The sequence below is a fragment of the Methanosaeta sp. UBA458 genome (assembly GCF_002496085.1).
In the GTDB taxonomy this organism is placed as follows: Archaea; Halobacteriota; Methanosarcinia; order Methanotrichales; family Methanotrichaceae; genus Methanothrix; species Methanothrix soehngenii.
Window position 1 is genome coordinate 1 of the sequence record NZ_DAIK01000009.1, and the last position, 20,419, is coordinate 20,419.

Annotated in this window: 22 protein-coding genes; 18 read left to right on the forward strand and 4 right to left on the reverse strand. The window is 55.1% G+C overall.

Annotation, left to right across the window (positions count from 1 at the left end):
- Nucleotides 1-17 precede the first annotated feature (17 nt).
- Nucleotides 18-947: a thiamine-phosphate kinase gene (thiL, locus tag BP822_RS00560; protein WP_273271438.1), complete on the reverse strand. Its 930-nt coding sequence runs from the start codon at nt 945-947 to the stop codon at nt 18-20.
- Between the two features lie 78 nt (nt 948-1,025).
- On the opposite strand from thiL, the gene BP822_RS00565 reads away from it, so the two are divergent.
- From BP822_RS00565 to truD, 16 genes are all read left to right on the forward strand, one after another.
- Complete coding sequence (locus tag BP822_RS00565; RefSeq protein WP_276621054.1) at nt 1,026-1,988, forward strand: protease inhibitor I42 family protein; 963 nt, start codon at nt 1,026-1,028, stop codon at nt 1,986-1,988.
- An 85-nt stretch (nt 1,989-2,073) separates the two neighbouring features.
- Nucleotides 2,074-3,354 (forward strand): translation initiation factor IF-2 subunit gamma, encoded by a 1,281-nt coding sequence (locus tag BP822_RS00570; RefSeq protein WP_276621075.1) that lies wholly within the window; start codon nt 2,074-2,076, stop codon nt 3,352-3,354.
- Between the two features lie 9 nt (nt 3,355-3,363).
- Entirely contained in the window at nt 3,364-3,771 is a 408-nt protein-coding gene (locus tag BP822_RS00575; protein ID WP_013720498.1) for a PIN domain-containing protein, read from the forward strand.
- Nucleotides 3,771-4,355, forward strand: a complete 585-nt coding sequence (locus BP822_RS00580; protein ID WP_013720497.1) for a DNA-directed RNA polymerase — start codon at nt 3,771-3,773, stop codon at nt 4,353-4,355. Before BP822_RS00575 ends, BP822_RS00580 begins: the two co-directional genes overlap by 1 nt.
- Entirely contained in the window at nt 4,352-4,537 is a 186-nt protein-coding gene (gene spt4, locus BP822_RS00585; RefSeq protein WP_013720496.1) for a transcription elongation factor subunit Spt4, read from the forward strand. Before BP822_RS00580 ends, spt4 begins: the two co-directional genes overlap by 4 nt.
- A gap of 37 nt (nt 4,538-4,574) precedes the next feature.
- Nucleotides 4,575-5,069 carry a GTP-dependent dephospho-CoA kinase family protein gene (locus BP822_RS00590; protein WP_286877504.1) on the forward strand — a complete coding sequence of 165 codons (495 nt, stop codon included), beginning with the start codon at nt 4,575-4,577 and terminating at the stop codon, nt 5,067-5,069.
- Complete coding sequence (locus tag BP822_RS00595; RefSeq protein ID WP_273271435.1) at nt 5,066-5,380, forward strand: 30S ribosomal protein S24e; 315 nt, start codon at nt 5,066-5,068, stop codon at nt 5,378-5,380. Before BP822_RS00590 ends, BP822_RS00595 begins: the two co-directional genes overlap by 4 nt.
- Nucleotides 5,381-5,563, forward strand: coding sequence for a 30S ribosomal protein S27ae (locus BP822_RS00600; RefSeq protein WP_013720493.1), 183 nt, complete (start codon nt 5,381-5,383; stop codon nt 5,561-5,563).
- Nucleotides 5,564-5,860: 297 nt separating this feature from the next.
- Nucleotides 5,861-6,712 (forward strand): slipin family protein, encoded by an 852-nt coding sequence (locus BP822_RS00605; protein ID WP_013720492.1) that lies wholly within the window; start codon nt 5,861-5,863, stop codon nt 6,710-6,712.
- A gap of 76 nt (nt 6,713-6,788) precedes the next feature.
- Nucleotides 6,789-8,090 (forward strand): NfeD family protein, encoded by a 1,302-nt coding sequence (locus BP822_RS00610; RefSeq protein WP_286877505.1) that lies wholly within the window; start codon nt 6,789-6,791, stop codon nt 8,088-8,090.
- Nucleotides 8,091-8,152: 62 nt separating this feature from the next.
- On the forward strand, nt 8,153-10,237 hold the full coding sequence (locus BP822_RS00615) for a minichromosome maintenance protein MCM (RefSeq protein ID WP_013720490.1): 2,085 nt from the start codon (nt 8,153-8,155) through the stop codon (nt 10,235-10,237).
- Nucleotides 10,238-10,247: 10 nt separating this feature from the next.
- Entirely contained in the window at nt 10,248-10,613 is a 366-nt protein-coding gene (locus BP822_RS00620) for a DUF424 domain-containing protein (RefSeq protein WP_013720489.1), read from the forward strand.
- On the forward strand, nt 10,613-11,650 hold the full coding sequence (locus tag BP822_RS00625; RefSeq protein ID WP_013720488.1) for a 60S ribosomal export protein NMD3: 1,038 nt from the start codon (nt 10,613-10,615) through the stop codon (nt 11,648-11,650). Before BP822_RS00620 ends, BP822_RS00625 begins: the two co-directional genes overlap by 1 nt.
- 424 nt (nt 11,651-12,074) lie before the next feature.
- Entirely contained in the window at nt 12,075-13,397 is a 1,323-nt protein-coding gene (gene dnaG, locus BP822_RS00630) for a DNA primase DnaG (RefSeq protein WP_276986880.1), read from the forward strand.
- 58 nt (nt 13,398-13,455) lie between these two features.
- The gene (gene pth2, locus BP822_RS00635) at nt 13,456-13,809 is read left to right on the forward strand and encodes a peptidyl-tRNA hydrolase Pth2 (protein ID WP_276838287.1); all 354 of its coding nucleotides are present in this window, start codon (nt 13,456-13,458) and stop codon (nt 13,807-13,809) included.
- A 6-nt stretch (nt 13,810-13,815) separates the two neighbouring features.
- On the forward strand, nt 13,816-15,093 hold the full coding sequence (gene truD, locus BP822_RS00640) for a tRNA pseudouridine(13) synthase TruD (RefSeq protein WP_276838285.1): 1,278 nt from the start codon (nt 13,816-13,818) through the stop codon (nt 15,091-15,093).
- Nucleotides 15,094-15,151: 58 nt separating this feature from the next.
- Here the strand turns inward: truD and BP822_RS00645 are convergent, their stop codons facing one another.
- Nucleotides 15,152-15,481, reverse strand: a complete 330-nt coding sequence (locus BP822_RS00645; protein ID WP_013720484.1) for a type II toxin-antitoxin system PemK/MazF family toxin — start codon at nt 15,479-15,481, stop codon at nt 15,152-15,154.
- Nucleotides 15,478-15,666, reverse strand: a complete 189-nt coding sequence (locus BP822_RS00650) for a hypothetical protein (RefSeq protein WP_013720483.1) — start codon at nt 15,664-15,666, stop codon at nt 15,478-15,480. Before BP822_RS00650 ends, BP822_RS00645 begins: the two co-directional genes overlap by 4 nt.
- A gap of 860 nt (nt 15,667-16,526) precedes the next feature.
- Here BP822_RS00650 and mmp11 point away from each other — a divergent pair.
- Both mmp11 and BP822_RS00660 read left to right on the forward strand, forming a co-directional pair.
- Entirely contained in the window at nt 16,527-17,426 is a 900-nt protein-coding gene (mmp11, locus tag BP822_RS00655) for a methanogenesis marker protein 11 (protein ID WP_273271672.1), read from the forward strand.
- Nucleotides 17,423-18,979, forward strand: coding sequence for a thiamine pyrophosphate-dependent enzyme (locus tag BP822_RS00660; protein ID WP_286877506.1), 1,557 nt, complete (start codon nt 17,423-17,425; stop codon nt 18,977-18,979). Before mmp11 ends, BP822_RS00660 begins: the two co-directional genes overlap by 4 nt.
- Here BP822_RS00660 and BP822_RS00665 read toward each other — a convergent pair.
- Nucleotides 18,918-20,419 (reverse strand): hypothetical protein (locus BP822_RS00665; RefSeq protein WP_286877507.1); only part of this gene is annotated, 1,502 nt, incomplete at its 5' end. The two genes, BP822_RS00660 and BP822_RS00665, sit on opposite strands and share 62 nt — an antisense overlap.

Consider the following 20,419-nt stretch of genomic DNA (forward strand, 5'->3'; position numbering starts at 1 on the left):
TTAAGGGGTGGGAGTAGTCACAGCCCTATCCGATGCTCATAGCCCAATCTTTCGATCTGTCTTCTCTTCCCTGCCCTTTCCATCCAGATTCCCTCCTCCACCACCTCGCCTATAACCGTCAGATCGCAAGCTCTTCGGGCCGCCTCCAGGCCCGAGGAGCGCAGGGTGAATACCAGCTCATAGTCCCCTCCCGCGCTCAATGCCATATCTATAGCATTCTCCTGCCCCACCATCTCCACCAGGCCGGGAGCCAGGGGCAGCTTATCCTGATAGACCAGAAAGCCCACTCCGCTCACCTCTGAAAGATCGGAGAGGGACAGAGCCAGGCCATCGCTGTTATCCATCATTGCCGTAACGCTTCCGCTCTTCGCCAAAGCCCGGCCCTCCTTCAGCCGGGGCTCGGGCTCCAGCAGACTGGTTATAAGCTCGCTTTTCGCGCCGTTCTGCCAGGCCCACAGCCCGCCTCCAGCTGCCCCCAGAGAGCCGGTGGTGCAGAGCAAGTCCCCCGCTCGTGCTCCCCGGCGGCGCAGAATCAGCTCCTTTTCCACAAAGCCCAAAGATGTGCCAGTGATGGTCAATTCCAGGTGGCTGTCGGTGTCCCCTCCCAGAATTCGAGTACCATAGAGAGCAGCACAATCGCCAAATCCTGAAAAGAGCTCATCGATAAAATACTGATCCGCCTCCGGCGGGAGCCCAGCAGCGATGAGGACTCCCGCGGGCTCTGCCCCCATGGCAGCAATATCGCTCAGGTTGACTGCTACCGCCATCCAGCCCATCTGCCAGGGGTTCATGATATCAGGAAAGTCAGTCTTCTGGTGGAGCATATCGGTGCTTGCCACAAGATAACGCTCTCCCGCATCGATAACCGCGCAGTCGTCGTTCTCCAGCCCACCCAGGATCACAGAGATGCGCCGGATCAGATCCCTCTCGCCAATGGCCCCGTTCATTCTTTCTTGCTCCCTGTAATTGTATAGATCGCCTCAGCTCCGAAAGTTATTAAGATTCAAAGATGCATTAATTGTGATATGCTCGATTACAAAAGGTTGTTCATCCAGGCATCAATTGCCCTCCTGCTTTCCCTCATGCTTTCTAGCTCGCTTTCTGGAGCTGGAGCAGCCCAGATGACGAGGATCTGTCCACAAGGCTGCAGCAATCTGAGCATCCAGGAGGCACTTGTTAATGCCTCTGCTGGAGATACGATCATTGTGGAAAGCGGAATCTACGCTAATCCCTTCATAATGGGCCGGCCGGTGAACCTGCAGGGCAGGGACACAGGCAGCGGAAACCCGATCCTCAATCCGGAGAAAGGGAGAACTATCCTGGCCGCTCAAGGAGCGGTGCTGTCGGGATTCGACTTTTCCAGTGCTCGTGACGGCGATGAAAGGAGCGCAGGCTGCAGGTTGGAGGTCGTCCTTCCCGCTACCATATACCTGAACGATTTTCCGGGCAAAAACAGCGTCTGCCCGGAGGATGTTGCCACCTGGAACTCGAGCCGGATGATCAGCTACCAGTATAACAGCCGGGTACAGCGCAGTTTTTTGGGCAACTACTGGGCGGACTATGCCGGCGAGGATAAGAACGGCGATGGAATCGGCGACGAGCCGGTGGTTTTAAATCAGGACAATATCGACAACTACCCCTTGATGCAGCCGGCGGAAAGTTATCTCATCTCCGATGAGGCCGATGCTCTTGGGAAAAGTGAGATGGAGCTTTTGGATGCTCGAGTGGGTGAGGAGTTCATCATCTCCCTCTCCGCCAATCCGACCACGGGATATGGCTGGAATGTGGATTACGACCATTCCCTCTTAAACCTCAAGAGCTCTAACTTTAGGGCCTCCTCCTCAAAGGCACTTGGTGCTAGCGGCACATCGATCTTTGTCTTCGAGCCCCTAATGCCCGGCAAGACCACCATTTACTTCGTCTATAAACGCTCCTGGGAGAACATTGTGGCAGACGCTCGAGCATTTCAGGTGGAAATATCGGCTTGAAGGCCATGAACTATTTATACGGTGATGCCCATCAAGCCCTGATCATTACAATCCTTAAGGAGATCTCAATTTGGCAAAATCCGATATCAAATCTGAGGACAAATCAGATCAAAAAACAGAGGCGAAGACGCCTGCCTCCAAAAAACCGGAGGTTAATATCGGCATGGTTGGACATGTCGATCACGGCAAAACCACTCTTGTCCGAGCGCTATCCGGAAGCTGGACCGATCAGCATAGCGAGGAGGTCAAGAGAGGCATCTCCATCCGTCTGGGCTATGCAGATGCCACCTTCAGAAAGTGCCCCAGCTGCCCAGATCCGGATGCTTTTACAGTAGAAGAAAAGTGCCCCCACTGCGGTGCTGATACAGAGATATTACGTACCGTCTCCTTTGTAGATTCTCCGGGGCATGAGACCCTCATGGCCACCATGCTATGCGGAGCGGCGATCATGGATGGCGCAGTACTGGTCATCTCCGCCAATGAACCCTGCCCTCAGCCGCAGACAAAAGAGCATCTCATGGCCCTGGACATCACAGGCATCGACAGAATTGTGATAGTACAGAACAAGATCGATCTGGTATCCAGGGAAGAGGTGATGGAGCACTACCAGCAGATCAAGGATTTCATAAAGGGCACCGTAGCCGAGAAGGCGCCAATTGTGCCCATCTCCGCTCAGCAGAACCTGAATGTCGATCTGGTCATCAAGGCCATAGAGGAGTACATACCTACCCCCCATAGAGACATCGAGAAGCCTGCTCTGCTCAAGATAGCCCGATCTTTCGATGTCAACCGTCCCGGAGCCTCCCCTGATGCTCTCAAAGGCGGGGTCATTGGCGGCTCCCTAAACCAGGGTGTGCTTCATGCAGGCGATAAGATCGAGATCTGCCCGGGCAGGCTGGTGGATTATGAGGGGCGGAAACAGTGGGTCCCCATTCAGACCAAGGTGGTGACCCTCCTGGCAGGAAGCCAGAGCCAGGAAGAGATCACACCCGGCGGCCTGATCGGCGTGGGCACCCTGCTGGACCCCATAATGACCAAGAGCGATGCTCTGGTGGGCCAGGTGGCAGGTGAACCGGGCAAGCTCCCTCCCGTCAGGAACGCATTCACCATGAACATGCAGCTCCTGGAGAGGGTGGTAGGAGTGACCGATGAGTCCAGCGTCGAGCCCATACATTCCAGCGAGCCCCTGATGCTTAACGTGGGAACTGCCACCACTGTAGGAGTGGTGACCAGCGCCCGGGAGGGGGGCGTGGTCCAGGTTCAGCTAAAGAGGCCGGTCTGTGCCGAGAAAGGCGATCGTGTGGCTGTCAGCAGGCGCATTGGCGCCAGGTGGCGGCTCATTGGCGTCGGCTCCATAATCGACTGAAGATAGAATATGCAGCAAATCGATGCCGATAGCGTAAAGGTGATAATCGACACCAACGCCTTGATGACAGCAGAGCAGTTCGGAGTGGACATCTTCGGCGAGCTATTGCGCCTGGGATACGTTGAGTGGCTTGTGCCGGCCCAGGTGAAGGGAGAACTGCGCTCCTTAGCGGATGGGGCAGATAAAGGGCGGGACAAGACCGCGGCCAGGGTAGCCCTGGGCCTGGCTGAACGATGCACAATCGTTGGCATTGACAACTGCCCTGCTGACCGGGCCATTGAGGAACTGGCAGAGAAAGAGGGGGCAGCAGTCTTTACCAACGACAAAGCCCTGAAGAAAAGATTATTTAGTAAAGGCATCACCGTAATATACCTGCGCCAGGGTCGGTACCTAGAGGCGATGAAGAAGGAGTATTGATGTACAAGAAGATGAAGCTTAAGGGTGTGGCCAGGATAGAGCCGGATCATCTGGGAGATCCCCTCGAAGCGGCAGTGGAAAGGGCACTGCGGGATAAATATGAGGGGGTTGTGGACAAGTCTCTGGGGACCATCGTGGCCGTGCTCGGAGCGGATGATATAGGTGAAGGCCATATCCTGGCGGGAGACGGATCCATTTACTACGAGGTCAACTTCGATACCCTCGTCTTCAAGCCTGAGATGCAGGAGATCATTGAGGGCGAGGTGGTGGAGATTGTGAAGTTTGGTGCATTTCTCTCCCTGGGGCCGTTCGACGGCCTTCTGCACGTCAGCCAGATAACCAATGAGTATATATCTTATGATGAGAAGAACGCGCGCCTGGTCAGCAAAGAGTCCAATAAATCCTTAGGAGAAGGAGATCGGGTTCGAGCCAGAGTAATAGCAGTTAGCCTGAATGAGAAGGAGCCCAGAGAGAGCAAGATCGGACTGACCATGAGGCAGACGGGCCTGGGGAAGCTGGAATGGCTTGATGCTGCAGACGAGACAGAGAAGGAGAATGCGAGCGTCCAGGCAGAGGCAAAATGACTGAACAGGCATGCAGAGAATGTCGCAGAATAGTAGAGGGGCAGGTCTGTCCCATATGCAATTCAGCCTCGCTAAGCAAGGACTGGAGCGGATATGTGGTTATCATCGATCCCAAGGAATCCATCATCGCGGAGAAGCTGGAGATCAAGCTTCCCGGCAAGTACGCTTTGAAGGTGCGATAGATTGCGTACACTTCTTCTGCCGGAAGATTTGCGGCTATTGCTCAAGAGTCCTCTGGGCAAGTTGTGCAAGGGCAACGGGACCGAATGCGTAGAGGCTATGAGAGATGAATTGCAGGGGGCTAAAAAGGTGGCCGCGATCGGTGACATGACCGCATTTTATCTTTTGAAGTCATCAATAGTCCCGGACCTGGCAGTTGTGGACAACAAGACCAAGAGGGCTCAGCTTCCAGATCACATTCTTCAAAGCCTCGAGCACAATAGCTATAAGAGGGTTGAGGTGAAGAATCCGCCCGCCACTCTGACCGAAGAACTAATAGACCAGATCAAGGATTCTCTTGCCGGAGAGGAGCGGGTGAAGATTGTGGTAGAGGGTGAGGAGGATCTAGCGACCCTTCCTGCAATTCTCTATGCCCCACCTGGCTCTGTGGTGATTTATGGGCAGCCCGATGAGGGAAGCGTCCTGGTCAAAGCAACTCCTGAAATGAAGATGTATATTGATGAATTAATGAAGAAAATGATTGTGGAGGAATGAAATTGGAGATAAAGGTTATTGATGAGAAGAACAATCCCTTGCTGAAGCGCAGGGAGATAGTCTTCAAGGTTATTCACGATGAGTCCACGCCATCCAGAAAGAGCGTGGTGGAGAGGCTGGCGGCGACCATGAACTCCAAGGTTGGCTTAGTCTATGTCGACAGCCTTAAGACCGAGTTCGGAAAGCGCGAGACCCAGGGATATGCCAAGATCTATGAGACGGCTGAGAGGGCAGAACAGGTGGAGCGAGCCCATATCATAGAGCGCAACACATTCACCAAGCCTGAGGAAGCCAAGCCGGAGGCAAGCTAAATGGCAGCAAAGAAGGGCAAGACCGGTGAGGTGAAGGGCGTATCCAAATATTACGAGCTTGGCGGAGACACCATCAAATCCAGGAAGTCGGTCTGCCCGAGATGCGGCAATGGCGTCTTCCTGGCGGACCACGGCGACAGACAGAGCTGCGGCAAATGCGGCTATACTGAGTTCAAGAAATAATTTCCGGAATCCAGGTCTCGATTCCGGACCTGATTTCACTCTTTTAAAGATAATTCGGCTCCTCGCTATTATATGTGGGTGAACTTAAATCGCAAAAACTCTATGTCACCGTGCCTTCTGTAGTGAACCGGTATGCTCTGACCCAACCACAGAGACACAGAGGAACAAAAGGCCATATTCTCTGCCGGAACTAAACCACATAATTCGGAAGGAGCCGATAATTCCTCGCTCGTTTACGGGCAATCGTGCCGGGCATCTATTTAAGCCTTGAAGACGAATAACATCCAAGGTGTTCACTTGGATCTATTCAATACTCTTATACCTCTGTTTATCGTATTGGTGATACTGTCTCAGGCGATCAAGATCGTCCGCGAATATGAGAGGGTGGTCATATTCCGTTTAGGCCGTTTCAGCGGAGTGAAGGGGCCGGGCATATTCTTCATCATCCCCATCATTGACCGGGTCATACTCCTCGACCTGAGGGTTTTCACCATCGACGTTGCCAAGCAGGTGGTCATAACCAGGGATAATGTGAGCGTGGAGGTGGATGCAGTCATCTACTACCGGGTGGTCGATCCGGCAAAGGCGGTCATTCAGGTGGAGAACTACCGGGTGGCTACATCCCTCCTCTCTCAGACCACATTGCGCGATGTCTTGGGCCAGATCGAATTGGATGACCTGCTCAGCAAGCGTGACGAACTGAACAAGAAGCTGCAAGAGATCTTGGACAAGCATACCGATCCCTGGGGGATTAAGGTTACCGCAGTCACCTTAAGGGATGTATCTCTGCCTGAATCGATGAGGAGAGCTATAGCCAAGCAGGCGGAGTCCGAGAGGGAGAAGAGGTCACGCATCATCCTGGCAGACGGCGAGTTCCAGGCGTCCAAGACCATGACCGATGCTGCCCGGCTCTATGAAGAGGTGCCCGCTGCCCTTAAGCTCAGGGAGCTGCAGACCCTGGTGGATATCGCCCGGGAGAAGACGCTAATCGTCGTCACTCCCAGCACTGACGCCGGAACGGGATCGGTAGCCGGCCTGACCGCCGCCCTGAACCGCGAGCTATCGGAAAGGGATGCAGACCGGGCGGATGAGGAGAGAAGAGCGGCCACGAAGGATTCCTCTCTGGATTCAATCAGATTAAGGAGATGAATGGCCAAGAAAGGCAGGCCGACCCGAAGAGTCTCGGGCCTGCCTCACCGATCAGGATCAAATGGATGAGTATTGTATGAATAGCAGGGTGCGGGTCATGCTATCCAGGATACTGGAAATTGTTTTGCTCTTAGCCCTCGTCCTCGGCCAGGCACAGGCAGCAGGCACCGTCCTGACGGTGGATATGAAGGGGACCATAACCCCTGCGAGCGACGATATCGTCTTAGCCGCCCTGGAGAGGGCAGAGGCAGAGGATGCCCGGGCTTTGATGCTTCTCCTGGACACGCCGGGTGGAGGTCTGGCCGAGACCACTGAGATCCTGAGGCTCATAGATGAGTCGGATATTCCGGTCATCGGCTATGTCCATCCGGAGGGAGCTGCAGCCTGGTCTGCAGGCACGATCATCCTGATCGGCTCCGATATAGCGGCGATGGCTCCCCATACCATCATCGGTTCGGCTCAGCCGGTACAGTTCTCGCCTACCGGAAGCACCGTGCCGGTAAATGATAGCAAGACCACCAATGCCATAGTGGCGATGATAGAGGAGAAGGCGCGAAAGCATGGCCGGAACACCACCGCTGCCAGGGAGTTTGTCCTCTCCAACCTGAACCTCAATGCCGATGAGGCAATGAAATACCGGGTGGTCGAGCACATCGCCCCCACCCCAGAGGAGCTCCTGGCCCAGATCAATGGCACCAGTATCAAAGACGCCACACTGATCACCAAGGATGCGAAGCTCGAGGCCTTCGAGCCACCGCTGAATCTGCAATTCCTAAAGATGCTCTCCGATCCCACTATTGCCGGGCTTTTAATGCTGATCGGCCTTTATTCCCTCATCTTCGGCTTCTCCAGCCCAGGAATGGGAGCGGAGGTCTTCGGCCTGATCGCTCTGGCCATGGGGCTTATCGGTCTCGGATTCAATGTGAACATCGGCGCCATATTTCTCATTCTCCTGGGATTGGGACTGATCCTGGCGGAGCTGCACAGTCATACCTTCGGCATCCTGGCGGTGGCGGGGCTTGTCTGTGTGATAGCGGGCAGCATATTGTTTGTGCCGACCAGCTTTCCGGAATGGTACGTCCCAGGAAGCTACCAGCGGTCAATGGCCCTGGCCCTGATCCTGCCCTCGCTCATATTGGGATTGTTCATGGCCTTTGCCATTTACAAGGTGGCTCAAGCCCGTTTTGCTCCTATGGTGATCGATGTCTTCGAGGGAGAGGAGGCAGTGGCCATAGACCGGCTGGATCCCAAGGGCTATGTTCTCTTTCAGGGAGAATACTGGCTGGCAGAGGCGGAAGGGACGGTGGAGAAGGGAGAGAAGGTGATTATAGTGGCCAGGGGAGGGGGCCAGCTGAAGGTTAGAGCCGGGCCGAAGTAAGCTGCTCTCTCCAGTATTCCCCCAAATGCTTTAGATACCTGGCCAGCGTAACTCGTCTCAGAATGCCCGCAGATCCTGTTGCCAAATGGGAGGAGTTCCTCCGGTCCCGATATTGGGATGATATCTTAAAGCTAGCTGACTCCTATCCGGACGAGCGCAGCCTCAAAATCCAGTTCTCAGACCTGGAAAAGTTCGATCCGGATTTCGCAGAGGAGCTTATGGAGAATCCGGATGAGACCATAGAGGCTGCCCGGACCGCCATCCTGGAGCTGGATCTGCCCATGGACGTCTATTTGGATCGAGCCCATGTGCGAATAGTCGAGCTTCCAAGGAATTTCAAGACCCGCGAGCTTCGCTCTGACCATATAGGCAAGCTCCTGGCCATAGACGGGCTGGTGAGGACGGCCACCGAGGTCAGGCCGAAGATAGTATCCGCCGCATTCCAGTGCCAAAGATGCGGCTTTACCTTCTTTAAAGAGCAGACAGGAAACAAATTCGAGGACCAGAACCTGAAGTGCATGAACCAGGCCTGTGATCGGGGCGGCCCCTTCAAGCTCTTGCTCGCTCAGTCCAAGTTCGTCGATGCCCAGAAGATCAGAGTGCAGGAGTCGCCCGAGGACCTGCGCGGCGGCCAGCAGCCCCAAACCCTGGATGTCGAATTGGAGGACGACCTCGCAGGCCGGATCTTTCCTGGCGATAGGGTGATTGTGAATGGTGTTTTGAAGTCCTATCAGAGGACCAATCCCCAGCAGGGAAAGAGCACCTACTTCGATCTATTCCATAAGGGGGTATCGGTGGAGATGAAAGACCAGGAGTTCGAGGAGATAGATATCTCTGCTGAGGACGAGGAGGCGATCATGGAGATGTCTCGCGATCCCGAGATCTATGAGAAGATCAAGGACTCCATTGCCCCCTCCATATACGGCTATGATGATGTCAAAGAGGCTCTGGGCCTGCAGCTGGTATCGGGGTTCGAGAAGCATCTCCCGGACGGAGCGCGCATCAGAGGAGACATTCACATCCTGCTGGTGGGCGATCCGGGCATCGCAAAATCGCAGCTCTTGAGGTATATGGTAAAGCTCTCCCCCCGGGGGATTTACACCTCGGGAAAGAGCTCTACCTCTGCCGGCCTTACTGCCACTGCGGTCAAGGACGAGCTGGGTGACGGTCGCTGGACCATAGAGGCCGGGGCCCTGGTCCTGGCAGATAAGGGGATCGCCGCCATCGATGAGATGGACAAGATGAACAACGAGGACAAGAGCGCCCTGCATGAGGCCATGGAGCAGCAGACGATAAGCGTCGCCAAAGCCGGGGTGATGGCCACCCTGAAGTCCCGCTGCTCGCTTCTTGCCGCGGCCAATCCAAAGCTGGGGAGGTTCGATAAATACGAGCCCATTGCCCCTCAGATCAACCTCACCCCTGCTCTCATGTCCCGTTTCGATCTGATCTTTGTTCTCACCGATGACCCGGACACCAAGAGGGATTCTGCTATCGCCGAGCATATCCTGAAGAGCAATTACGCCGGAGAGCTCTCTACCCAAAAGCCCTGGAACCCGGAGATATCCCAGGAGGACATCGATAATGCCCTCACTGTGATCGAGCCGGCGATCGATCCCGAGATGCTGAGAAAATATGTGGCCTACGCTCGCAAGAACGTTTTTCCCACCCTTACCGAGGAGGCAAAGGAGTTTTTCCTGAACTATTATGTCGGCCTCAGGACCCAGGGGCAGGACTCGAACAAGCCCGTTCCGGTCACCGCCCGGCAGCTGGAGGCGCTCATAAGATTGGGCGAGGCAAGCGCCAGGCTGCGGCTGAGCCGTGAGGTGACTGGAGTTGATGCCCAGCGTGTGGTCAAAATCCTTGAGGCCTGTCTTCGTAAGGTGGGGGTAGATCCGGAGACGGGCTTTTTGGATGCGGATATCATCGCCTCGGGCACCACCAAGAGCACCCGGGATAGAACAAAATCAGTGATGGACATCATAAAAGAGGTCAGCCGGGAGAACCAGGGCCCTGCGCCAAGAGAGGACGTTCTGAATAGAGCAGAGGAGCTGGGCATAGAAAGGTCTAAAGCGGAGGAGATCATCGACCGGATGAGAAGAGATGGAGACGTCTTCGAGCCCAGGCCAGGGATGCTGAAGCTGCCCTGAGGTTGAAGAGATGGAAATGGAAGATAGCAATATACAGTTCCGCAGGAAAGCGGTGGATGAGAGAGATGAGGAAGAGACTGCCCAGATATGCCTCAAGACCTACAGGCATGGAGCAGAGACTCTGATTGCCGTCTGTGATTGCGATATACTTGGACGTGAGTTTAGAGAGGGTAATTTGCATATCGAGGTTTGTTCCGATTTTTATGGAGATGAAAAGGCCAGCTTGTCCGAGGTTGAGGACGCCCTCCGGGGGGCGACCATGGCCAATCTCGTTGGATGCAAAGTGGTAAAGCATGCCATTCTTTTGGGCTGGGTGGATGAAGATAACGTCCTCTCCATCGATGGAGTCCTCTATGCCCAAATGGTGAGAATGTGATGCAGACCCTATGTCCCAAATGCGGCCAGCCTGCAGAAGACGGGCTCTGTCCGCAGTGTCGCATGAATTCTATAAGGCTTATCCAGTTCCCGGATGTGGTGGAGGTTGTGATCTGCTCTGTATGTGGCTCCCAGCAGATAAAGGGAAAGTGGCAGTTCCCAGACAGCCGCTCCATAGAGGATCTGGCCGCGGGAGCAGCTGCTGATTCTGTTTGGCTTCACCATGAGTTCATTCATCCGAATATCGAGGTTGACCTCCGAAAGGTGGGAGCCACTCGTTATATTGCCGGGATGAGGATCCGGGGAAGCTTCATGGAGCAGATGGTGGAGGAGACCGGCGAGGTCCCCGTGAGGATCAAGCTGGTGGCCTGCGAGCGCTGCAGCCGCATGGCAGGGAAGTACTTCCAGTCCACAGTGCAGCTGCGAGGAAATGGCAGCAGACCCATTTCCTCCCGGGAGATGGAGGAGTGCCGGAGGATGGCTCAGGATATGGCCGATGCAGGCTATCGGGGAGGCGATCAGCTATCCTTCATCCAGGATATGAAAGAGGTCAAGGGCGGACTGGACATAATTTTGGGATCGACCCAACTGGGCAGGCGCATGGCCAGGGCAGTGCAGGAGCGGTTCGGCGGCAAGCTGCTGGAAACATGCAAGCTGGTGGGGAAGAAGGAGAATCGCGATGTTTACCGCTCCACATTGCTGGTCAGGTTTCCCCGACTTAGAAGAGGAGATATCGTATCCCACCGCGGCTCGCTCTGCATGGTCACGGGATTTGATGGCAAGAACACTCTGTCGACCTCCCTGAACGAAGGTCACCGGTCCTGCATGTCCGAGGAGGTCTCTGGCGAGGTACGTGTGCTGGGGAACAGGGCAGATGCCATGAAGGCAGTAGTCATCTCCAAAGATGATGATGTCCTGGAGATCATGGACCCGGAGACATTCCGCTCTGCCCTCGCGTCTCGTCCCCGAGGCCTGGAGGTGGAGCCTGGAGAAGAGGTGGAGGTAGTACGAACAGCGGACGGATTTATAGTATTGTAGGAGCTTTTATATATCTTGAGTCGATCTGCCCCTCTCCTCTTCACTTCCTCTCTACCACAAAGTTCTTAAACTAGATTCGTGCAATTTTACTTGGTAGAAGTACACATTTGAGCTTCAAATCTCATAATAATTAAGCCTCCAGTAAACTTGAGGCGATGAAATGCCAGCAAAGCGAGGAAGAAAATGCTCATGTGTGGGCATTTCTATCAGATGTTCCATGATGATGACAATTGGACGCTGAAGTAGTTGGATAAATTCACATTCACCATCATTCAATGCTCATTGCCTGCCTGAGATTAGGCATGGCCGGAACGGCGACATTTGGTCGCGAAAAATGGCCCCCTTTGGTTATTGGTAGCTTTGGCTGTAAGATGTTGGTGTGACTTTTATTTAACTATTAAAAATTAAAAGGGGTCATATAATCATGCAGAATGTTGATACCACTAAATATGTCATTTATGCGGATATAACTGCAGAGGGGATAGTGGAGCGGCCAGATGTGGTCGGCGCCATCTTTGGTCAGACGGAAGGTCTCCTCGGAAGCGACCTTGACCTGCGAGACCTTCAAAAGACAGGAAGGTTGGGCAGAATCGATGTGCAAATCACATCCAGCGGGGGAAAGTCGAGCGGCACCATTTCAATTCCCTCAAGCTTCGATAAGGTCGAGACTGCCATACTTGCTGCCGCTCTGGAGACCATTGACCGGGTTGGGCCCTGCATTGCCAGAATAGCCATTAATCGCATCGAGGACGTACGCGCCTCCAAGAGGAGATACGTAATAGAGAGGGCCAAGCGGATCCTGGTGGAGATGTTCGATGAGAACATCCTGGAGACGGAGGAGATCACAGAGGAGATAAAGCAGTCAGTCCGGGTGGAGGAGATAATCCATTTGGGCAAGGACAACCTCCCCGCCGGACCCAATGTCCTGGACTCGGACGCCATTTTAGTGGTTGAGGGCAGGGCGGATGTGCTCAATCTGCTCAAGTACGGCATCAAGAACGCCGTAGCTGTGGGCGGAACCAATGTTCCTCCCACCATTGCCGACCTCTGCGCTAAGAAGGTGGTGACCGCCTTTACCGATGGCGACCGGGGCGGCGAGCTGATAGTAAAAGAGCTTCTCCAGGTAGCAGATATCGATTATGTGGCCAGGGCACCGGACGGGAAGAGCGTCGAGGATATGACCCAGAAGGAGATCGTCCGCGCTCTGCGCCAGAAGATCCCGGTGGAGCAGGTGCTCGATCAGTACAAGATCAAGAACCAGCCCCGGAAGAGAAGGGAGATCACCACCAAGAGGAAGAGCCTAATCCGGGAGAGGCCGCTATGCGTGAGAAATGCCGCGGAGAGGGCAGAGGCCATACCCCCCCGCAGAATCGTCCCCAGGGAGGTAGTGCCCAAATCGGCTCCCGTGGTGGAGGAGATAGTGGTCGCCGCCCCGCAGGAGCCTGCTCCCAAGCCCGAGCCAGAACGGGAATGGTTCCGGCAGCATATGGATGAGCTGGACGGGACCCTTTGCGCGAGGCTCATGGACAAGAACCATAACGTCCTCCGGGAGGTGGCAGTGAGGGACCTGGCCAGAGAGCTGAAGGACTCCAATGGAGATGTCAACGGTGTGATATTCGATGGCGTAGTAACCCAACGCGTCCTGGATATCGCTGCCGATAAGGGCCTGGAGTATCTGATCGGCGCCAAGATGGGCAATATAGTGAAAAGCCCCTCATGCGTAAAAGTGGTCACTAAAGAGGCATAGCATTTCGCCTCTTTTTATTTTTCAAGAACTTTTTTTATCAGTAACGAGGCGGGTTTTCATGGAATTCAAGCAGTGCATTGTTATCAGAGAGGATCTGAAGCTATCGGCGGGAAAGCTGGCGGTGCAGGTGGCTCATGCAGCAGTGATGGCGGTGGAGAGGGCGGAGAAGATGGACCGGTCAGTTGTCTCCGAATGGAAAGCAGAGGGCCAGAAGAAGGTGGTCTTGCGGGTTTCGGGCGTCTCTGACCTCTTCCGCCTGCGTGAGGATGCAGAGAGGGCGGGAATACCCTCGGCCATTGTAGCTGATGCTGGCCTGACTGAGATCCCTCCCGGCACCATAACCGCCCTGGGCCTGGGCCCAGCTCACGGGAAAATGATGGATAAGGTTACTGGCAAGCTCAGGCTGGTCTGAGGGACGATGAAACTGGCAAGCGAGCAGGACAGATTTCTGGGCATGGACTACTACATCACCGACAGTCCTGGCTGTGGAGGTATAATCAGAAGAAATCCCGAGGACTTTTTGGTGGTGGAGGTCTTCGAGGACCTCCGCTATGAAGGGGGAAGGTACCTGGTCATAGAGGTGGAGAAGACTGACTGGGATACCCATCACCTCATCCGGGAGATGTCCAGGCATTTGCGTATCAGCCAGAAGAGGTTCGGCTGGGCAGGGACAAAGGACAAGAGGGCAGTAACCAGGCAGAGGATCAGCATCATGAATCTGGATGAATCGGAGCTCGATAGGATCCGCCTCCCCGACATCAAGATAAATGTGCTGGGCAGGACGAACAGGGCAGTAGGTCTGGGCGACCTTTTGGGCAACCGCTTCTCCATCACCATTCGAGAGCTCTCCTGCCCCGATCCGGCCCGTAGCCTCGCCTCCGTCAGCGAGGAGATCAAGAGGCACAAGGGGGTTGCAAACTACTTCGGTGTGCAGAGGTTTGGAGACATAAGGCCGATAACCCATCTGGTGGGCGAAGCCCTGGCCAGGGGAAAGGCCGAAGAGGCTGCCCGCATATTTCTTGCCCTGCCCTATGCTGGAGAGCAGGAGAGGACGAGAGAGGCGAGAGAGAGGCTGTGGGAAAGCGGGGATATCCAGGCCGCCCGCAATGATTTTCCAGGCTATTTGCACCATGAACTGGCCATGCTCAACTATCTGGCCGAGCATCCTGGTGACTATGCCCATTCCTTTGATGTTCTTTCCGTCAATTTGAAGCGGCTCTTTGTGCATGCCTATCAGTCATACCTCTTCAACCGCATACTCAGCCTCCGACTGGCAAAGTCGATGCCTCTGGACGAGGCTCTTGTTGGGGATGTGGTCTGCTTCTCCAAAGGGGGCATGCCAGATATGGACAAAAACCAGGAGGTGACTGAGGATAACCTGGAGGCGGTAGCTCGTCTGGTGAATAGGGGCCGGGCATTTGTCACCCTGCCCCTGATCGGATTTGAGAGCCGTCTGGCAGAGGGCAGACAGGGAGAGATCGAAAGACAGGTCCTGCAGGAGGAGGACATTTTGCCGGAGGGCTTCAAGGTTGTGGAGAATCCAGACCTGGGCTCGCGGGGCACGAGAAGAACAGCTCTCTGCCCGGTCGATCCAAAGATCAGGGTGGAGAGGGATTCAGCCCAGCTGGAATTCATCCTGCCCAAAGGGAGCTATGCCACTGTGGTGCTGAGAGAGTATATGAAAGATGCTAGTTGATGATTAAGCGTGACAAGTTGTTGTCTGAAATCAATAAATGCAAAAGACGTCTTATGAATTAGAGCCTGTAACATAAAGCCAGCTTTGTATTGATCTCATGCCTTAGTGTGCCATCAGCCTCTCCAAAAAGCCCCTCAATGAACCATTTCTTCAAAGTTGCAAGCACACTCAGCTTTATAACGGAATCGCGCTTTAGTCCAGTTGCTTCAAAAAAGGAGTCACTTCTCAAGACCAAAACATCTGTTTTCGTGGGTACGATTGGAACTCTGGAAGATATGTAGGCCAAAACTACCTCATCCTTCTCTTCATGAAGCACCAGAGCTGGCCTGGGCTTGGCATTAGTCATATCAGTGTATGGGAACCGCACGAAAACAATATCGCCCTTCATTTGTATCTTATTTTTACATCTTCGATTGAATAGGTATCAGGTTCATCCTCAATGAGCTTGGCTATTGTGGATGCGGAGAGCTTGGTGAAGGCTTCTCTGATATTCTCCTCCGGTTCTTCTGCACCTTCATCGGCGATGAAAACTTTGCCCCGGGAGTATTTCCTAGGATCTATGCCCTCACACATGAGCTAACCCATGCGAGTCTTTTAATAAATACCTTTTCTGCCAGATAAGCCAGAAGACATAGACATCTTGTACATCCCATCAATTTTAAGACCGATAGAATCGTATAATCTGCTCTCGGACCTGTCGTTTTCTGCTCCACTCATAGCCAGGCTGGGCGGGGATGATGCATTGCGGGAGACAATAGAGGCCATAAAAGACGTGGGGCGATGGTGGCCTCAATGGATGATATCGCCATATTTATTGGCCGAGAGAATATCATTCTTTTTTTTAAGGTGCCACACCAGTCAGCCCGCTGGAATTTAGCAATCGTTTTGGCGCACTGAAGGCCATAGTCATGCGGCATATCCACGGGTATAAGCTATGTTACCGCTGATCTCATCTGCTATTAAGCATTTATCAAGCGCCTTTTTTCTGAAGTCCCGCGAGTCGGCCCTTCGGGCCTCCCGCGGTTGTGCTCTTAGCGCACTCCAGGCAGTGCGGGCCCCTCTAACCTCGCGTCCGCGGGGGACAATCTATGCTGCTATGCCCTTTATCCTTGAGCGAATTCGAGACGCATCAAGACATAAAGATGCAAAAACTGACCGCCGACATCAGGATTATCCTGAGGAGCAAGTGCGTCAATCCTGCTCAATCTTAAGCTGCCTAGGTATCCGAGCCTGCCCGGCGTTGAGGGCGCCAACCGTGGGAGGGCCAGCAGGCTAGACTCGCGGGCGCTCAGTAAGAATGTGCAAAAACGGATGTTAACTGGTCAAAACCTTTTGTGACAATCTAAAAACCAAAAGAGCAAATGCTTCAACTTCATTGTGCATCAGAGGATTTATGAGAGGAGATCATCAATACAGCTTTCGAGGTTCAAGGCGTGCAACTAGAATTAGAAGATCCTTATGTGGTGGTCTACAAGCAGATCCATGCCGTAGTCGATGATGATGCTAAAAGGGTGGAGCTTTTGGAGAGGTCCTCATGCTATGGCGGATCGGCCTGGGCCAGATATCATTACTCCCGCGGTCCCCTGGTCATAAGCTCATGCAACCAGGGCGAGTGGTTCCGCTATATGCTCAACCCCGGAAACGTTGACCTGGACCTTGTCTCATCCAAGCGGTCCGCAGGTATCGAATCGGTTAAAGTGTCCGGCTCAGAGGTGGAGGTCACTTACGCCGGTTTGGGCGGCGGCGGTGTGGGGGCCACCCTATCCCGTGCCCGGGCTGAGGATGTGCTGAGATATGATGCTACTGAATGCGGCGGGGGTAGGGTAGCCCGGGGGGCCATAGTCCTGCCCAGAAGGGAGAGGATGATCATCGGGGTTGATGACACCGACTCCAAGACCGTGGGAGCCACCTGGTCTTTGATTCATAACATCGCCCAGAAGGTCGACCGGCCTGAGGCCCGCTATATCTCCCACTCCCTGGTGCAGCTATTTCCCGTGCCCACCAAGACCCAGAACTGCGTCTCCACGGTGGTGGAGTTCGCCTGCTTGCCGGGAAGAGGAGAGGGCATGCTGGGTGATTTCCGGGCATTGTTGCAGAAATACACCGTATCCGAGCAGACGGGGATGGCAGTGTTCAGGGATTTCGATCCCTCAGAGCTGCTGGCTTTCGGTCTGAGATGCAAAAAGGAGAGGGTGAGTTATGAGGATGCGGTCAAGGTCGCACAGGAGGCGGGAGTGCAGATCATCATGAAAGGTCAGGGCCTGATCGGTGCTATTGCTGCTCTGCCCTTCAATGCCCAGCCGGACGAGTCCATAATCCCCGGAACGGCATGAAGGGGCTGGACGATCTGAAGGGCCTAAACGGCCTCAAGGCCGTCATGCAAGCAGCAGATGATGCAGGAGCTGCATCTCGAACCTATGTGCCAGGCTACCCCATAACCGACCTGGCCGCCAGCCTGAATGCGGAGATCTCCATTAATGAGAAGGTGGCTCTTGAGATCGCCCTGGGGGCTTCAGCCACTGGATTGCGGTCTATGGTGGTGGTCAAGCAGGTGGGGATGAACGCCCTGGCCGACCCCCTGGTGATATCTGCTACCCATAACATCGGCTCAGGACTGGTGTTGATCGCTGGGGACGACCTCGGTCCCCGTGGCTCCCAGGTGGAGATGGACAGCCGGTTTTACGGGCCGCTGGCAAAGCTCCCCCTGCTCGATCCGCGAGATCCCGAGAATCTGTACGCCTCGATCCTGGAGGCCTATTCCCTTTCAGAAGGGCTCAGAGTGCCGGTCATCGTCCGCGTCACCGCCCCTCTCCTGGCAGAAGAGTGTCCCCAGATCTCCTCCCGGCCCACTTTCGGGACGGGGCAGCGATTTAGAAGGCTGGACATGGATCTTACCATGCGTGGCTTGAATCAGAGGCATCATGAAAAAACCATGGCCCGAGCGGCGGAAGCTGCTTTTTCCTCTCCTCTGAACCGGATGAAAAAATGCGCGGGCGGTGTGGGGATCATCGCAAGCGGACGGCCTGCTGTTCTGGCGGAAGGGCTGGAGGTTTCCGGTCTTTATTTGACCTATGTCAACCCACTGCCCTGGGGGCTCATTCGCCAGTTTCTGGATGATCACCAGACCATCCTGGTGGCTGAGGAGCCCGAGCCATTCATCGAATCCATGCTAGGCGGATTGGAGAAGGTGAAAGGAAAGTTAACCGGCCACCTGCCCACTGGAGAGCTGAAACGAGAAGATCTCATTCAGGCAGTGGAGGCTCTAAAGGATGATGCGGACATGCCAGGTGGACCGGTAAATGAGTACGAGACCGTGGCCGGGGGGAGAGGGGGAGTCTGCGAGGACTGCCCCTTCGCCTCCCTCTTTTATGCCCTGCGGGATCTGCATGTGCCTGTGGCAGGCGATGCCGGCTGCTCCATTCGCGCCAGCAGGCTTCCCTATCAGTCGGTGGATGTGGTATACGGCCTGGGCTCCTCGATTGGAGTGGCCTCTGGCTTCAAGGCCAAGGGGATCGCCCTGGTGGGTGATTACGCCCTGGCCCATTCCGGGCTGCAGGGCCTGATCAATGCCCTCTGGCAGAAGCGGGATCTATTGGCGGTCGTCTTAAAGAACGATGTGGCGGCCATGACCGGAGGCCAGGAGGTGCCGGATCTCACTGCCCTTTTAGAGGGATTGCTGCCCACGCGAGGCTTCGATCTTCCTGCAACGGTCCAGGAGGCGGAACAGATCCTCCAGGAGGAGCTGGCCAGAAATGGGCCCTCAGCCATCGTGGCGCGGGGGATCTGCCCCAGATACGCCTCTGATTTGTCCAATCATCAGCCGATCAGCCCGGACATCCGCAGATCTCTGAGCTTGGAGGGGTCTTCATATTGCCCAGATCATTGAATCCATAGGGCGAGATCTTGCTGCAGTAGCCCACCCACCAGTCAAAGACCCGGATCCGGACAGGCTGGTTCATGAAGTTCCCCACAAACCAGAAGTAATGCGGCAATCCCTCCGGGTTGATGCCCTCTCCATTCCCGGTGGTATCCACGATATGATATCCCTCCTCTCCGGGAAGCTTCACCAGGTTGTAAGCATGGCCGGGATGGTCTCCCAGCAAGGGCAGATCATATCCCAGGCTTGCGGCAACCATGGCCTCGCTCTTGTTGTAGCCCGCTTTGCGCAGGGCAGTGGTCAGAGCAGCAGCATAATCCACGCACACCCCCGTCTGCAGGATATTGACTGTAGCATGGGCGGGAAAGAGCCCCAGCACAGCACTGTTCTCGCTCATATTCGTGTCCGAGCGCCAGGCGGAAACTCCCCACTCCTCCTGCCGACAGGAGAGGTTAGCTACATTCTGGTTGAACCCCTCCCGGAAGGATACTGTCCCGGCGAGGCTCGGCCAGGAGGTGCGGGTGCATTCCGGATAGCCGGAGCAGCAGGCCTTGAAAAGTGCATAACCCTGCATATAAACCGCGTCCGGCCCGAAAGCGCGAATGATGTAAAGCCCCCTGCATCTCTTATTGTCGCCATCGGCATGGGCGCGCGCCCAGGCGCAGGCCGGGCTGGAGGCGGTACCGTTGCAGCAGCGCACAGCGTCCAGCACGATGTAGTCTAGGCCGGGATGGCAGACCTCGATCTGCTGGCAGGATTCTGTGTCATTGGGCCAGGTGCCTTGGCAGGGAGTGTCCACCGGATAATATCTGGGCAGGGGAGACACATCGCTGCAGGCCGATGGTGGGGCCACTCCCAGCTCTATGGAATCCCGGCTGGCGCAGCCGGATCCGTCGGTGACGGTGAGAGTGACGGAATGCCATCCGGCTGTCATGCCCCTGCGGGAAAAGGACTGATTGCTGTCCAGGATGCCATCCCGGTCAGACCACCAGAGATACTGGCATGGCTCATTCTCGCAGTCCCGAGCTTGAAAGAGTATGCTCTCCCCCTGAGGAAATGTCCGCACATCCTCCGGCGCGATGATCTCCTCTCGAAGGTCTCCGGAGGATCCTGGATCCAGGGGCGCAGTGGTGCCGGACGCAGAGCGATTTGAACAGTTGCAGCCGTATTCATTTGAAATTCTCCCACCAGCATCATGAGGAACCTGCATGAGCAGAGCGATGGCCCCGAATGCGACCAGGGAAAAGAAGAGGGCATAGAGAAGCCGGCTGCCAAACCTTGCTCCCCGGCCCCGGCCAGTGGGAAGGAAGGCCAGATAGCCATTCAGCAGAACGATCAGTCCGGCAAGGACGAAGAGCACCCCGGGGATGGCCCAGGCCTTCCAGCCATAAGGGAGGGTGGTTATGGCCAGCTGGGCGACCAGAAAGCCGACCAGGCCGGAAAAGAGGA